Source organism: Qipengyuania polymorpha, from assembly GCF_019711435.1.
GTDB lineage: Bacteria > Pseudomonadota > Alphaproteobacteria > Sphingomonadales > Sphingomonadaceae > Qipengyuania > Qipengyuania polymorpha.
Genome location: NZ_JAIGNK010000001.1, coordinates 689,575 through 703,570, shown reverse-complemented (window position 1 = coordinate 703,570; position 13,996 = coordinate 689,575). Strand labels below are relative to the sequence as shown.

Genomic DNA, 13,996 nt, shown 5'->3' with positions numbered 1-13,996 from the left:
CGGCGCGCAGTCGCGCTTTGACTGCCGTGACCAAGTACAAGAACCTCTATCTGGCAGTGGAACGGTCCGCGACGGGCGGACCGCAAGGGCGACCGCCCGCCCGCAGCGGGTGCGGCTTGCCGCACGTCTAGCGAGGACGCACCGACGGAGGTCGGTGCGAAAAACAAAGACTCCGGCGCTTGAGGCACGGACCAAACGCCCCTAACCCGCACCCATGCAGATTTGGACAGGCCTCGGTAATCCCGGACCCACTTACGCCATGCACCGGCACAACATCGGTTTCATGGTGTGCGACGCCATTGCCGAAATCCATGGCTTCGGTCCGGTGCAGAAGAAGTTCTCCGGCTGGGTTCAGGAAGGGCGCATCGGGGGTGAAAAAATCATCCTCCTCAAGCCCGCTACCTTCATGAACAAGAGCGGCCAGGCGGTCGGTGAAGCAATGCGCTTCTACAAGCTCGATATCGAGGCACTGACCGTGTTCCATGATGAACTCGACCTTGCGCCGTTCAAGGTCAAGGTGCGGCGTGGCGGCGGCCTTGCAGGACACAACGGCCTGCGCTCCATCAACCAGCATCTCGGCCCCGATTTCCGCCGCGTGCGCATCGGCATCGGCCATCCGGGTCACAAGGACCGTGTGACCGGCCACGTGCTCGGCAATTACGCCAAGAGCGAGATGGACGACCTCGCCAACATGCTCGGCGCGATGGGCGCGGAGGCCGAGTGGCTGGCGAAGAATGACGACGTGCGCTTCATGAACGATATCGCACTCAGGATGCAGGAATAAGGTTCTTCCCGGTACTTAACCGAATATTCGGCGCTTCGGGGGCACAGAGCATGACATCGCCATGCGAAAGAAGATTACCGCCTTTCTGGTCATCCTGCTGATTGCCTTCCAGGCAGCCATCTTCTTCGCGTCGGAAATGAGCACCAGCGCGAGGATAATAACGCTGGTGCTGGTGTCGATAGCAGCTGCGGCGACGATTTTCGGCAACCTCTACAAGCAAGCCCTTGTCCGCTCGCTTGGCGAGGCCATGGCCCAAGAGGACAGTGGCGAAGATTTCGATGTCGACGCGGCCTTCGAGAGGGCCATGCGGCGGCGTGGCAAGCTTCCGCAGGAGCACGACGCCCCGCTCGATTGATTGGGTCGGCGAAGGTTGTGCCATCATCGCATTTGCCGAACCGGCGGAAACCTGTGTAGCCTTGCTGCCAGAGCGAGGAGACACACCATGACCGACCTGACCCGCCGCACGCTACTGGCCTCGGCGGCGGCCACTGGAGCCATCGCCGCTACGGCTGCCGTCGCACAGAGTGACAAGGTCGAGGCTGCGCCGCCCGACCTTTCGGGGAAAGCCATCCTCATCACCGGTTGCTCTTCCGGCTTCGGCAGGCTGATGGCGGAAAGTTTCGCCCGGAAGGGGGCACGCGTCTTTGCCACCATGCGCAATCTCCCGCGACCTGAAGCAGACGAGCTTCGCGAGCTGGCCAAAAATGAAAAGCTGGACCTTCGCGTCATCGAAATCGATGTGACCGACGATGCAATGGTTGCATCGGGAGTCGCGGAGGCCGAGCGCATCAATGGCGGCGCGCTGGACGTGCTGGTGAACAACGCCGGCATTTCGACCGCAGGCCCGATCGAAATCCAGGACATGCAAGCCACGCACCTGCTCTTCGATACCAATGTCTACGGCCCGCATCGCATGGCGCGCGCCGCGCTACCCGCCATGCGCGCCCGTAAGTCCGGACAGATCTTCAACGTCACCTCGCAGCTTGGCCGCGTCATGGTCCCGGGCTTCGGCCAGTATTCGCCGACCAAGTTCGCGCTCGAGGCGCTGAGCGAGCAGATGGCTTACGAACTCGTGCCACATAACATCGAGGTCACGATTATCGAGCCGGGCGGATACCCGACCGAAATCTGGGCGAACGCCAACCGCATGTCGATGAAGCTCCTCGACAGGGCGGAAGAAAAGCACACCTCCGGCTACACCGCCATGATCGCGCAGATGCGTCAGGTAGGCGGTAACGGCGGTGGGACGACCGATCCGATGGACGTACCGAATGCCATTGCACGAATTATCGCCATGCCTCCCGGAACACGGCCCTTGCGCAAGCCGGTCCACCCCGGTCCCAAACCGCAGATCCCGATCAACGAGGTTTGCGCGAAGGTCCAGCTCGAATGGCTCGGCGAGAGTCCCTACGGCCCGATGATCAGGGCCGTCCACAAGGCCTGACGATTAGCCGATCGGGCTGCCCGGCGGGACCATCGGCAGCAGCGCCGGGTCCTTGAGCGCTCCGGCAAGGCGTTCGCTGTCGGACAGCAAGGCCCCCAGTCCGCGTCGCCAGTCGGCTTCCACACCGCGACCTCGCGTGCGCGACAGTTCCTGTGCCCAGCGCGCCAACTGTCCCTCGCCCTGCATGGCAATCGACCGGGATAGCGCGCCTTCCTGCAAGGTCCGTGCAAGATCCAGTGCGATGGTCGTGGCGATCCGTCTTCCCACTGCGCCCTTGCCTCCCAGGTTGTCGGCATGGAAGATCAGCCGCCCCAACACCTCATGCGCCGAGGGTATTTCGGGCGAAGCGGCGTTTTGCATCTCCAGGCGGTTCAACCGCTGCGGATCGAGCAGGCTGTCGAGGACATGCACCGCGCCGATCTCCGTCGCCCGCAGGCTGTCGAACACCGGTCCTCCGGCGGTCGGAATGACCTCGATCGTCGTCGAGTAATCGTAATCGGTCGCAGGTCCATAAGATAGTAGCGGCTGGAGCCTGTCGGGGACGGTCAGCTCTCGGGGGCTAAGCGCCCGGAGCAGCACGTCGAGCGCTTCCTGCTGGGTGCGAGCGCTTACGGTTTCGACCTGTGCACTATCGCCAGCAAGTCCGTGCGGTGTCACCATTCCGCCCAGCGCCTTGGCGGCCGCTTCGACCTGATAGCGATGCAGCAGCCAGATCGGCACGAAGGCGCGGCGCAGGCTCGGCAAGTCCTGCCCATCCGGAATAGCGTCCACATCGAAGCGGGCGAGCGCAGCGCGCCGGACAGCCAGGACCCGGTCCAGTTCCGCGACCGGATCGGCCGCATCGTCCCATAGCGAGCCGTGCGGGTTCGCCGCAGAGGTTCCTCGTGCATCGGCATCGCTCACGAACCGCAATCCGCGTTCGCGCGCCTCGTCCACCATGGTGCGCGCTTCCTCGTCCGTGCGGGCTGCATAAAGATAGCGGATGGCGAACTTGTCCCACTCGCCCACCCCAACGCCGTAGGCATTGGCGATGCTGGGCCTGCCATCGACCAGTTCCACGCGCGGCGCAGGGTAGTCCATGACAGAATAACGCTCCTGCGAACTGCCGGCAAAATTATGCGCCAGCCCCAGTGTGTGTCCGACCTCGTGCGCGCCCAACTGGCGGATGCGGGCAAGCGCCATTGCGACCGGATCGTTGGGATCGCCGGTGTTGGTAAGGCCTGCGCCCATCAGAGCCTGGAAGATCATGATATCCTGCCGCACACGCAGCGAGCCCAGCATCACACTGCCCTTCAGGATCTCGCCCGTGCGCGGATCGACGATGCTCGGCCCGTAGGACCAGCCCCTCGTCGCGCGGTTGACCCAGTTGACGACGTTGTAACGCATGTCGAGCGGGTCGATATTCTCCGGCAACACTTCGACCCGGAATGCGTCCACAAAGCCTGCCTCGTCGAACGCTTGTGCCCACCAGCCAACCCCGTCGATCAGCGCTTGCCTTACGGGTTCGGGAGCAGCGCCATCGACATAGAATACGATCGGCTCTTTCACCGGCGAGCGCGCGGCCGCCGGGTCGGTCTTTTCCAGCCGATGCCGCTGGGCCAGCTTTGTCAGCATCGATTCCCCGAGCGGGGCGGAAAAGTCATAGCGGTAGGTGCTGAAGGCAAAGCCATAGGGATCGGTCCGCACAGGCATGGGCTCATCCGGCAGCTTCACCAGCGAATGCCGGACCCACAGCGCGATCGTACCGCCGTCGGGCGAGACGTTGCGCAGGCTGGCATCCGCCTGTTTCGCCTTGAAGGTCAGCATGGCCGAGAACTCGGCATTCTCCGGAAACACCTGAACGCGGGAGGGATCTGCCAGCGAGCCTTCCTTGCTGAGCGCATAGGTTTCGCCAAGCTGGCCGGCGAAACCGAAGTGATCCATCGCGAGGAAGGAAGAGATATCGAAGCTGAAGCTGCCGTCCTCAGCCGTCTCGGAGATTTCCCCGACCCACAAGGTCGCTGTCGGGAAGCTGTTTGTGACCGAGGCCTGCTGCAAGGCGCTTCCATCAGGGGCCGCGAACTGGGTGTTCTCCAGCTCGGCCACCACCTTCTTGCCCATACGCCGGAACCGCAGGATGCCGGTAGTGAGCGGCGCACCGCGATCGACGCTGGTCGCCGCCGAACCCACTCCGGTTTCGATTTGCGCAACGTAAAGATATCGAGCCGCCACGCCGCGTTCGTCCGGCTTGGGGAGTGTGACCGTGATTGAACTCTCGTCCATCGCCGCCTCGACTTCGAGCAGCCTGTCCTGCGCTGCCGCCGAGGTCGCGGCCAGCGCGGTCGCCAAGGCAAACGTTACAGCAAATCCGAAGCGGCGCATTTCGTTGGTCTCCCCCTGAGATATCCAGCTCATGCTATCACCGCTTGCCCTCTTGTCGAGCCACCCTCATCTCCAGAGCGCGCTTCCCCTCGCGGTCCTGACCCGCTAAGGGCGCGGCCAACACTTATTTTCCGGAGTTATCGATGGGTTTCCGTTGCGGGATCGTCGGCCTGCCCAATGTGGGCAAGTCCACCCTTTTCAATGCATTGACCGAGACGCAGGCCGCACAGGCTGCGAACTATCCGTTCTGCACGATCGAGCCGAATGTTGGCCAGGTTTCCGTGCCCGACGAGCGGCTGGACAAGATTGCCGCCATCGCAGGCTCAGCCAAGATCATCCCGACGCAGCTCGCCTTCGTCGACATCGCGGGCCTCGTGAAGGGCGCGAGCCAGGGCGAAGGCCTCGGCAACCAGTTCCTCGGCAACATCCGCGAGGTGGATGCCATCGTCCATGTCCTGCGCTGCTTCGAGGATGACGACATCCAGCACGTGTCGAACAAGGTCGACCCGATTGCCGATGCCGAAGTGGTCGAGACCGAGCTCATGCTCTCCGATCTCGAAAGCCTCGAAAAGCGCGTCCCGGCAGCGGAAAAGCGCGCCACGGCGGGCGACAAGGAATCGAAGATTGTCGCAAGCGTGCTCGGCCAGGCGCTAGCCCTGCTGCGCGATGGCAAGCCCGCCCGTCTGACCGAGCCCAATGACGAGGAAGAGGCGCGCGTGCTGCGCCAGGCGCAGCTGCTGACCGCCAAGCCCGTGCTCTATGTCTGCAACGTGGGCGAGGAAGACGCGGCGAAGGGCAATGCGCTGTCCGACATCGTGTTCGAAAAGGCCAAGGCCGAGGGCGCGCAGGCGGTCGTCGTCTCTGCCGCCATCGAAAGCGAGCTGGTCGCGATGGAGGCCGAAGACCGCGCCGAATATCTCGCCGAGCTGGGCCTTGAGGAAAGCGGTCTCAGCCGCGTCATCAAGGCCGGGTACCGCCTGCTCGGCCTCAACACCTTCTTCACCGCCGGCCCCAAGGAAGCGCGCGCATGGACCTTCCCCGAAGGTGCCAAGGCTCCGCAGGCAGCGGGCGAAATCCACACCGATTTCGAACGCGGCTTCATCCGTGCCGAGACGATTGCCTATGACGATTACGTCGCACTCGGCGGCGAAAGCGGTGCGCGCGATGCGGGCAAGCTGCGCCAGGAAGGCAAGGAATACCTCGTGAAGGACGGCGACGTGATGCTGTTCAAGTTCAACGTCTGAGGAAAACGCGTCGATGAAGAAACTGGTCATTGCCCTCGCCCTAGCCACGGCCACGACACTGGCGGCCTGCGCTCCGCAGGTTGAGAGCGTCTCCGCGGTTCAGGCCGAACAGCGCGAGCCGGTGACCATTCTCGTTTCCATCGACGGTTTCCATCCCGACTATCTCGACCGCGGCATCACGCCGACGTTGAGCGCGCTGGCAGACGGCGGCGTGCGCGCGGCGATGCGCCCGTCCTTCCCGACCAAGACCTTCCCCAATCACTGGACGCTTGTGACCGGCCTCGTGCCGGACAAGCACGGCATCACCGCCAACCGCATGGAAGACCAGGGCAAGCCCGAAGAGCCCTTCACCATGGCCACGGTCGACCCGTATTGGTGGAACCAGGCCAAGCCCGTCTGGGTCGAGGCGGAAGAGGCAGGCATCCGCAGCGCCGCGATGTTCTGGCCCGGTTCGGCTGTTCCATGGGGCGGCACGGCGGTGCGCTATGGCCCGGTCACCGACGGCATCCTGCCGAGCGACTGGCAGCAATTCTCGATGCAGGTCTCGAACACGCAGCGCGTCAACTCGGTTCTCGACTGGCTGCGCCGCCCCGCCGACATCCGCCCCGAGTTTCTGACGCTCTATTTCGACACGGTCGACAGTGCGGGCCACGATGGCGGACCCGAAAGCGAGGAAGTCAACGAGGCCCTGCGCGATGTCGATGCGCATATCGCGATGCTGGTCGAAGGCCTTGAAGAGTTCGGCCAGCCGGCCAATCTCGTCATCGTGTCCGACCACGGTATGGCGGCCACGAGTTCGGAGCGTGTCATCGCGCTCGACGAAGTGGTCGACAGCTCGCTCTACCGCCTGATCGAGGCGGGGGCCTATGCCACTTTCGAGCCTGCCGAGGGCAAGAGCCGCGAGTTCCGCGAAGCCATCCTTGCCAAGCATGACCACATGACCTGCTGGGCCAAGCAGGACATTCCTGCGCGCTATGAATACGGTACGCACGACCGCATCCCGCCCTACTTCTGCCTGCCCGAAACCGGCTGGACCATCAGCCGCTCGCGGTCGTCGGGTTCCTGGACCGGCGGCAACCACGGCTACGACCCGTTTGCGCCCGAGATGCAGGCCATCTTCATCGCCAGTGGGCCTGCCTTCCGCTCGGGAGCCACGACGCCGGTGTTCCAGAATACCGCTGTGGCCCCGCTCCTGCGTCACCTCATCGGCTTGCCCGGCGCGTCACGCACCACGCTCGACAGCAATCTGCTGGACGCACTTTCCACAAGCGATTGAACGGCAAGCGGAACGCTTCGCCCTCTCCTGCCGTTAGCTTCCCAAACAAGGGGAGTTTCCTGGTGGTAGATAAATCCGAAAAGTTCAGCTGGCTCGTGCGTGTCGGCTATTTCAGCCGTGCAATCCTGTATTTCGTGCTCGGCCTCGTCGCGCTCACCAGCGCCAGCAAAATTGCCGAGGGCACCAACGGCATCTTCCGTGCAATCAACGATTTCCCCGGCGGCAATGTGATCCTCTGGATCATGGTCATCGGCCTCACCGCCTATGCGCTCTTCCGTTTCTGCTCGCCTCTGTTCGACATCGAAAATCAGGGAAGCGACGGCAAGGGTTGGGCCAAGCGCATCGGCCACGCCGGTAGCGGCATCGCCCATATCGCGCTCGCCTATTCAGCATACCAGTTTGCTGGCCGCGACAGTTCAGGCACCTCGAGCGGCTCGGACGGCGGAGGTGGTGCTCAGGAAGCCGCCTCGGGTGTTCTATCAATGGAATTCGGCGGCGCACTTCTCGGAATCCTTGGCGTCGCATTCTTCATCGCCGCCATTTTCCAGGTGAAGAAGGGCATCACCGGCGAGTTCATGAACCGCATCAGCGGTCAGGCCCCTTCGGCCACTCGCTGGCTCGGCGGCGCAGGCTATGTGGCTCGCGGCGTGGTCTACACGGTTATCGGCTGGTCGCTGTTCAAGGCAGGCTTCATGTCGAGCGGCGCGAGCCAGGTGAAGACGCTGGGCGATGCCATGGCCAGCCTCGCGGGCGATGGCTTCATCTTCACTCTCACCGCTATCGGCCTGATGCTGTTCGGGCTCTTCAGCCTCGTGCTGGCGCGCTATCGCATCATTCCCGAGCTCGACAGCGACGCTGGCGTGCCCAAGTTCCGCGCCTGACGGCCCTCCGGCGAAAGCGCACCGGCCATGGTGGACAAGTCCGAAAAGTTCAACTGGCTGGTGCGCACGGGCTTCGCCGCGCGCGGCATCACCTACCTCTTGCTCGGCTATATCGCGCTGAGCACGAGGGGCGATGCCAAGGGCGGCGGCAGCGCGGTTTACGACTATATCCAGGAAGTTCCTTTCGGCACGCCCATCCTGTGGGTGATGACCATCGGCCTCCTCGCCTATGTCGCCTTCCGCCTGATGTGTGCAATCAGCGACCTGCAGCATCGTGGAACCGACCCGACGGGCATCATGAAACGCATCGGCGATGCCGCCAGCGCGGTGGCCCACATGTTCCTTGCCTATGCTTGCTTCCAGTTCGCCACCGGTGAGAAGCGCAGCAGCGAGGGCGATAGCAGCGGGCAGGAGATGGCCGGATCGATCCTCCAGATGGAAATCGGCTGGATTGTCATCATCGTGGTCGGCATCGGCTTCCTCGTGGGCGCCTTCATGCAAGCGAAGACCGGCTTCACCGCCCACTTCATGCATCGCATCAGTTCGCGTGCTCCCAATATCGCCAAGCCCATCGGGCGCGCCGGACATTTCGCCCGAGCGGTCGTTTTCCTGCTCATTGGATGGTCGATGGTACGCGGGGCATGGGCCGAGAAGGAAGAACGGGTCGTGGGCCTCGGTGAGGCAATCCTCTCGCTGCGAGACACCGGCCTCATATTCACACTGGTCGCCATTGGCCTCATCATGTTCGGCATCTTCAGCCTGTTCACTGCGCGCTATCGCATCATTCCCGATTTCGGCCCCGAGGGCTTGAAACCGCATTTTCGCGCCTGACATTGGAGACCATGAGCAAACCGCAAAAGACCGCCCGCCTCTATCGCATGGCGATGGAGAACCATGTCTGCCCCTATGGCATCAAGTCCAAATGGGTGCTTGAACGCGAGGGTTACACGGTCGAGGACCACCCCTTGACCACGCGCGAGGCAACCGACGCATTCAAGGCCGAGCACGGGGTCAAGACCACCCCGCAAAGCTTCATCGGCGACGAGCGCATCGGCGGCTATACCGACCTTCGCAAGCACTTCGGTTACGACAAGGAAACGACAAGCGACACCAGCTACCGGCCGGTCATCGCTGTCTTCGCAGTTGGTGCGGCGCTGGCCGTCGCGCTCAGCCTATTCGTCTATCAGGCCCCCTTCACCATCCGCACCGGAGAATGGTTCGTCGCTTTCTCGATGGCAATGCTGGCCATGCTCAAGCTGCAGGATGTCGAGCAATTCTCGACCATGTTCGTGGGCTACGACCTGCTGGGGAAGAAATGGGTGCCCTACGCCTATGCCTATCCCTTCCTCGAGGCGACGGCGGCGGTGCTGATGGCGGGCCGCGTGCTGCCATGGCTCTCAATCCCGATCGCACTTTTCATCGGCACAATCGGCGCGGTCAGCGTCTTCTACGCGGTCTACATCCAGAAACGTTCAATCAAATGCGCCTGCGTGGGTGGCAGCGCGAACGTGCCGCTGGGTTTCGTCTCGCTGACCGAGAACCTCGCGATGATAGGCATGGCGATTTGGATGTTGCTACGCCCCATGGTGTAGTCCAAGCAGGCGCTCATGATATTCTACGAAGACCTCGAGATCGGCATGACGCGCAGCTTCGGCGGCTATGAAGTTACGCGCGAGGAAGTGATCGAATTCGCGTCGAAATACGACCCGCAGCCTTTCCACCTTGACGACGACATCGCCGCGCAGACGCATTTCGGAAGGATCTCCGCCAGCGGATGGCACACCTGTTCGATGACCATGCGGATGATGGTCGACAACATGATGAACGAGAAGTCCGCCGGATTGGGCTCACCCGGGGTCGACCAGCTACGCTGGAAAAAGCCGGTCTACCCCGGTGATACGCTGCGCTGCGAAACCGAAATCCTCGAAAAACGCCGCAGCGCCTCGCGGCCCGAAATGGGTATCTTCAAGAGCCGTATCCGCACCTTCAACCAGCATGACGAGATGGTGCTCGAAATGATTTCGAACGCCCTTATCCGCACGCGCGACCCGGGCGGTTCGGACTAGCTCACGCCCCGCACTGCACGAGGCCATCGGCCAGATACAGCACGTTGTCGGAGCCATCACGCACTGTCAGAGTGCCGTCGTAATCCATTGTCTCGTAACCGCTTTGCCGCCCCTTCGCCTCGTCGAAATCGAGCGTGAAGGAATATTCCCGCCCGTCATATTTGCGGTGCGACATATAGGGCATCTCCGCGCTGCCCTTGTCGGAAGCCAGCTTCTGCAATTCACCGCGCCGTATCAAATACCCGGCGTCTGCCTGCGCCAATGCTACCGGAGCGGAAGCGTCGCCATCGGGCGAAAAATTGCAGCCCGCTCCGAAGAGGTCGAACTTCTCGATATCGGCAAAGCGGATCCGGTCGAGTTCCAGGACCTCGGGAGGCGGCTCCTGGTTGGCCTCCACCTCGGCCACCGCAGCTTGCCGCGCAGCCTCTTCTTCAGCGGGTGTCAGGCCACCACAGGCTGCCAGCGCGAGCGGCAAGGCAGCGATAATCCAGCGCATCAATGTCTCCCGAACAGCTTCTCGACGTCTTCCATCGAGAGCTTAACCCATGTCTACCCACAAAAACACGTCGGTTAAGGTTTACCTGCAATTCGCGAATAAAGTGAGGTCATGTAGTTGACCGCTTCTTGCATACCATCAAGCATTTCTCTGACTTCGGGCATCGAAATGTAGACTGTCATGACTTCACCGTAGCGCGGCTGCAAACTTACTTTGCGAAAGTTTTCTCTCCGACGAAGAGATAGGCCAATTAATGCATCAACTTGTGGATGACGCCGCAACGCTAAATGCGCCAAATGATGCCGAATGCTCTCGATAGTTCGAACCTTAGATATCGCTTTCACCAAGCTCGTAGCGTCCTCCTCTTCCAACTCTAAATTGGGGAGGTAATCCTCAAGTAGGTTCAGAATGTCACCATCCCTCGGAGAGTCTTTCCAAGGTCTTATGGCGTCTCGTTCCCGCTCTTCGACGAACTCAATGAGTTGCTGTGCAGCAAAAATCCCTTGTGCGGTCCATTGAACGACGAGACCAACGACCGTGCAATCTTCAAGCGTCAATGGACGCAATATTTCCCCCGCGTCGCCGCCCGTGCGCTCAAGCTCAGCGATGACCCTCTTCGCCTCACTGGCTCCATTTCGCCCTAGTTCCAAATTACCACCTCGGTTTCGAAGGGCACCATGGCGTGGCTCCTAAAACAGCGCATTCAGCAAGGACATTCCAGTCTCGGTGAGGTAAACTTCGTCGCTTAGCAAAATCGCGTCCTCGACTGGGTAGTGGGTATGAAAGCCACCGCCATCTTGCCCAGTCTGGCCCCGCAACCACCTCTCTAATTTTGAAGCGTGCAAACTGGTGACTCGCTCGACCTCAAGCACACCAAGATTTTGCATATTCTCATAAGAAATACTCTCGATACTAAGGTCTTCGCGAGCGGTGTTTTTTGAGAATCCCTCCCAATCAGCCAACCAGCATTGGCCATTTTGATGGTCTCCATATTTAGAGGCATATTCCTCATAAATTGCTTGCAGCAAGTTCGCGTCTGAAGGTGACAGTCTCCCCACAAGCTCGACGTTACGTTTAGCCATCGCGTCTTCGTTGCCTCCCGCAGCATTCGCTAGCAGTTGTGCAAATAGCTCTTGAATTTCGGGGCTGTCTTCCTGAGTCGCCTTGTCGAACCAACTGAACGCGAAGCTCTCTGGAATCCTGTCCAGATTGATTGTCAGTCCACGCTCTTCTGCCAATCGATGTATTGGCTCATTATACGACATTGCATTCTTGATACGCCAAGCGGCAACACGGTCTCCGAGAACGCCTTGCCATACATTGGAGAGCGTAGTGCCAATGGCAGCGCCCAACGGCGCGCCCGTGGCTTTGGCTCCCTCAAGTGCAATCGGGATTAAATCCCCACCGTTTCCCGTCAACGCCTTGCCCCTTCCCTTTGTGGGCGAACTTACATTTCAACTGAAACTTGGCCCACAAAAATTCTGCACGTAAGTGCCTCTAATGTCTACCAAACAGCTTCTCGACATCTTCGAGGGCTAACTTAACCCACGTCGGTCGCCCATGGTTGCATTGGCCCGAACGCGGTGTGCGCTCCATTTCGCGCAGGAGTGCGTTCATCTCGTCGACGCGCAGGGTGCGCCCCGCCCTGACCGAGCCATGGCAGGCCATGGTGGCGAGCACGAGGTCGAGCTTTTCGCCGAGGTGCAAGGCCTCGCCGTTGAGTGCGAGGTCGTCGTCGATGTCGCGCAGGAGCTTTTCGGGGTCGGTGCGCGCGATGGCGTGCGGAAGGCTTCGCACCAGCATCGCCGAGGGACCGAAGCGTTCCAGTGCAAGGCCATGTTTGGCAAGCGTGTCGGCAGCCTCCTCAAGCCGGTCACAGCTGGTTTCCTCCAGCTCCACGACTTCGGGGATGAGCAGCGCCTGGCTGCGCGCAACTGCCTCTTCCGCACCGGCTGCTTTCAGGCGTTCGAGGACTAAGCGCTCGTGTGCTGCGTGCTGGTCGACCAGCACCAGCCCGTCCTTCGCTTCGGCAACGATATAGGTATTGGCGACCTGCCCGCGCGCGATGCCGAGCGGGTAATCCTGCTCCTCCGCCGCCACTGGTGCGGACTCCTCGGCACGGCCGCGCGGTTCGGCCATGACTTCGGCCTCGTAGCCGCGCCATGCGGCGCCTGCTTCGGAAACGCGCTGCTGCGGCGCGGACCAGTCGCGGCCCTCGAAAATCGAGCGCAATGCTGGTGCGGGCTCCTCGCGCACCGGCTCTGCCTGCCAGCGCGACATGGCTCCGGCGTCGGGGGATTGGGCACTGCGCTTGTCGCCGGTCGCCAGCGCATTGCGAAGGCCCGACACGATGAAGCCGCGCACCGCTTGCGAGTCCCGGAAGCGAACCTCGGTCTTGGCCGGATGGACATTCACATCGACCATCTCGGGCGGCAGGTCGAGGAACAACGCCAGCACCGCATGCCGGTCGCGCGCGAGCATGTCCGAATAAGCGCCGCGCACCGCGCCCGTCAGCAGGCGGTCCTTCACCGGACGTCCATTGACGAAGAGATACTGGTGGTCGGCAATCCCGCGGTTGTAGGTCGGCAGCCCGGCAATTCCGGTCAACCGCATCGGCCCGCGTTCGAGGTCGATGGCAACGCCATTGTCCTTGAGCTCACGCGCCACGACCTGTGCAACCCGGTTCGCCAGACCCTCCCCGCCCTGCAGGCCGAGGATGCGACGGTCGGCATGGTCGAGCGTGATGGCGACATCGGGCCGCGCCATGGCGAGGCGCTTCACCACATCAAGGCAGGCGGCATATTCGCTGCGCGGTGTGCGCAGGAATTTCCGGCGCGCGGGTATCTTGGCGAAGAGGTTCTCGACCCGTACGCGCGTTCCCGGCGGCAGGGCAGCCGGACCTTCGGCGACCAGCTCGCCATGGTCGACCACGCGCTTCCAGCCCTGCTCCGCACCCTGCGGGCGGCTCTCGAGCGTGAATTTCGCCACGCTGGCAATGCTCGGCAGCGCCTCTCCGCGAAAGCCCAGTGTCGCGACCTGTTCAATGGCCTCGTCGGGCAGTTTCGAGGTCGCGTGACGTTCGAGTGCCAGCGCCATTTCGTCGGGCGACATGCCGCAGCCGTCGTCGGTCACTTCGAGGCTCGTCAGCCCGCCCTCGACCAGTTTCACCGCGATCCGCGAGGCGCCTGCGTCGATGGCATTCTCGACCAGTTCCTTGAGCGCGGAAGAGGGGCGTTCGACCACCTCGCCGGCGGCGATGCGGTTGACGAGATTATCGGGCAGACGACGTATTTCTGGCATGGACCGGGCATCATAGCGACGAAGCGCTGCGAATCCGAGACAAGAGGTTTGCGTATCCCCCGCAGACATTGAGGAAATTTTTGGCTTTCCGTGCGTAATATCGCTAAAGGACCACCACCGTTTCCCCCCAAGGAATGCGTCCGG

Annotated in this window: 14 protein-coding genes; 9 read left to right on the top strand and 5 right to left on the bottom strand. The window is 62.0% G+C overall.

All coding sequences use genetic code 11. From position 1 onward, the window contains the following. The first annotated feature begins 214 nt into the window (after window positions 1-214). The 3 genes from pth to K3152_RS03500 all read left to right on the top strand — a co-directional run bounded on the left by pth (window position 215) and on the right by K3152_RS03500 (window position 2,228). Window positions 215-784, top strand: a complete 570-nt coding sequence (gene pth, locus K3152_RS03510; RefSeq protein ID WP_221572624.1) for an aminoacyl-tRNA hydrolase — start codon at window positions 215-217, stop codon at window positions 782-784. A gap of 61 nt (window positions 785-845) precedes the next feature. After that, window positions 846-1,139, top strand: coding sequence for a hypothetical protein (locus K3152_RS03505; protein ID WP_221572623.1), 294 nt, complete (start codon window positions 846-848; stop codon window positions 1,137-1,139). A gap of 87 nt (window positions 1,140-1,226) precedes the next feature. Further along, a complete protein-coding gene (locus tag K3152_RS03500; RefSeq protein WP_221572622.1) occupies window positions 1,227-2,228 on the top strand; it encodes an SDR family oxidoreductase in 1,002 nt (333 codons plus the stop codon). Window positions 2,229-2,231: 3 nt separating this feature from the next. Here K3152_RS03500 and K3152_RS03495 read toward each other — a convergent pair whose 3' ends face one another. Beyond that, window positions 2,232-4,622 carry a zinc-dependent metalloprotease gene (locus K3152_RS03495; protein WP_221572621.1) on the bottom strand — a complete coding sequence of 797 codons (2,391 nt, stop codon included), beginning with the start codon at window positions 4,620-4,622 and terminating at the stop codon, window positions 2,232-2,234. Between the two features lie 110 nt (window positions 4,623-4,732). On the opposite strand from K3152_RS03495, the gene ychF reads away from it, so the two are divergent. The 6 genes from ychF (at window position 4,733) to K3152_RS03465 (ending at window position 10,056) form a co-directional block, all read left to right on the top strand. Continuing rightward, the gene (ychF, locus tag K3152_RS03490; protein WP_221572620.1) at window positions 4,733-5,833 is read left to right on the top strand and encodes a redox-regulated ATPase YchF; all 1,101 of its coding nucleotides are present in this window, start codon (window positions 4,733-4,735) and stop codon (window positions 5,831-5,833) included. Window positions 5,834-5,846: 13 nt separating this feature from the next. Continuing rightward, window positions 5,847-7,109: an alkaline phosphatase family protein gene (locus K3152_RS03485; protein ID WP_221572619.1), complete on the top strand. Its 1,263-nt coding sequence runs from the start codon at window positions 5,847-5,849 to the stop codon at window positions 7,107-7,109. Between the two features lie 62 nt (window positions 7,110-7,171). Then, window positions 7,172-7,990 carry a DUF1206 domain-containing protein gene (locus tag K3152_RS03480; RefSeq protein ID WP_221572618.1) on the top strand — a complete coding sequence of 273 codons (819 nt, stop codon included), beginning with the start codon at window positions 7,172-7,174 and terminating at the stop codon, window positions 7,988-7,990. Between the two features lie 27 nt (window positions 7,991-8,017). Beyond that, window positions 8,018-8,821, top strand: a complete 804-nt coding sequence (locus K3152_RS03475; protein ID WP_221572617.1) for a DUF1206 domain-containing protein — start codon at window positions 8,018-8,020, stop codon at window positions 8,819-8,821. An 11-nt stretch (window positions 8,822-8,832) separates the two neighbouring features. Continuing rightward, the gene (locus K3152_RS03470; RefSeq protein ID WP_221572616.1) at window positions 8,833-9,582 is read left to right on the top strand and encodes a MauE/DoxX family redox-associated membrane protein; all 750 of its coding nucleotides are present in this window, start codon (window positions 8,833-8,835) and stop codon (window positions 9,580-9,582) included. Window positions 9,583-9,597: 15 nt separating this feature from the next. Then, window positions 9,598-10,056, top strand: coding sequence for a MaoC family dehydratase (locus K3152_RS03465; protein WP_221572615.1), 459 nt, complete (start codon window positions 9,598-9,600; stop codon window positions 10,054-10,056). Between the two features lies 1 nt (window position 10,057). Here K3152_RS03465 and K3152_RS03460 read toward each other — a convergent pair whose 3' ends face one another. The 4 genes from K3152_RS03460 to mutL all read right to left on the bottom strand — a co-directional run bounded on the left by K3152_RS03460 (window position 10,058) and on the right by mutL (window position 13,852). Continuing rightward, window positions 10,058-10,552, bottom strand: coding sequence for a hypothetical protein (locus tag K3152_RS03460; RefSeq protein WP_221572614.1), 495 nt, complete (start codon window positions 10,550-10,552; stop codon window positions 10,058-10,060). 74 nt (window positions 10,553-10,626) lie between these two features. Beyond that, the gene (locus tag K3152_RS03455; protein ID WP_221572613.1) at window positions 10,627-11,109 is read right to left on the bottom strand and encodes a hypothetical protein; all 483 of its coding nucleotides are present in this window, start codon (window positions 11,107-11,109) and stop codon (window positions 10,627-10,629) included. A gap of 132 nt (window positions 11,110-11,241) precedes the next feature. Then, window positions 11,242-11,970: a DUF4393 domain-containing protein gene (locus tag K3152_RS03450; protein ID WP_221572612.1), complete on the bottom strand. Its 729-nt coding sequence runs from the start codon at window positions 11,968-11,970 to the stop codon at window positions 11,242-11,244. A gap of 79 nt (window positions 11,971-12,049) precedes the next feature. Next, on the bottom strand, window positions 12,050-13,852 hold the full coding sequence (mutL, locus tag K3152_RS03445; protein ID WP_221572611.1) for a DNA mismatch repair endonuclease MutL: 1,803 nt from the start codon (window positions 13,850-13,852) through the stop codon (window positions 12,050-12,052). Window positions 13,853-13,996: the final 144 nt, after the last annotated feature.

Excerpts from the sequence above, each read along its gene's own strand:
- K3152_RS03495 (WP_221572621.1), bottom strand. The coding sequence starts at position 4,622 with ATGAGCTGGATATCTCAGGGGGAGACCAACGAAATGCGCCGCTTCGGA.
- K3152_RS03500 (WP_221572622.1), top strand. The coding sequence starts at position 1,227 with ATGACCGACCTGACCCGCCGCACGCTACTGGCCTCGGCGGCGGCCACT.
- K3152_RS03460 (WP_221572614.1), bottom strand. The coding sequence starts at position 10,552 with ATGCGCTGGATTATCGCTGCCTTGCCGCTCGCGCTGGCAGCCTGTGGT.
- pth (WP_221572624.1), top strand. The coding sequence starts at position 215 with ATGCAGATTTGGACAGGCCTCGGTAATCCCGGACCCACTTACGCCATG.
- ychF (WP_221572620.1), top strand. The coding sequence starts at position 4,733 with ATGGGTTTCCGTTGCGGGATCGTCGGCCTGCCCAATGTGGGCAAGTCC.
- K3152_RS03475 (WP_221572617.1), top strand. The coding sequence starts at position 8,018 with ATGGTGGACAAGTCCGAAAAGTTCAACTGGCTGGTGCGCACGGGCTTC.
- K3152_RS03485 (WP_221572619.1), top strand. The coding sequence starts at position 5,847 with ATGAAGAAACTGGTCATTGCCCTCGCCCTAGCCACGGCCACGACACTG.
- mutL (WP_221572611.1), bottom strand. The coding sequence starts at position 13,852 with ATGCCAGAAATACGTCGTCTGCCCGATAATCTCGTCAACCGCATCGCC.
- K3152_RS03465 (WP_221572615.1), top strand. The coding sequence starts at position 9,598 with ATGATATTCTACGAAGACCTCGAGATCGGCATGACGCGCAGCTTCGGC.
- K3152_RS03505 (WP_221572623.1), top strand. The coding sequence starts at position 846 with ATGCGAAAGAAGATTACCGCCTTTCTGGTCATCCTGCTGATTGCCTTC.
- K3152_RS03470 (WP_221572616.1), top strand. The coding sequence starts at position 8,833 with ATGAGCAAACCGCAAAAGACCGCCCGCCTCTATCGCATGGCGATGGAG.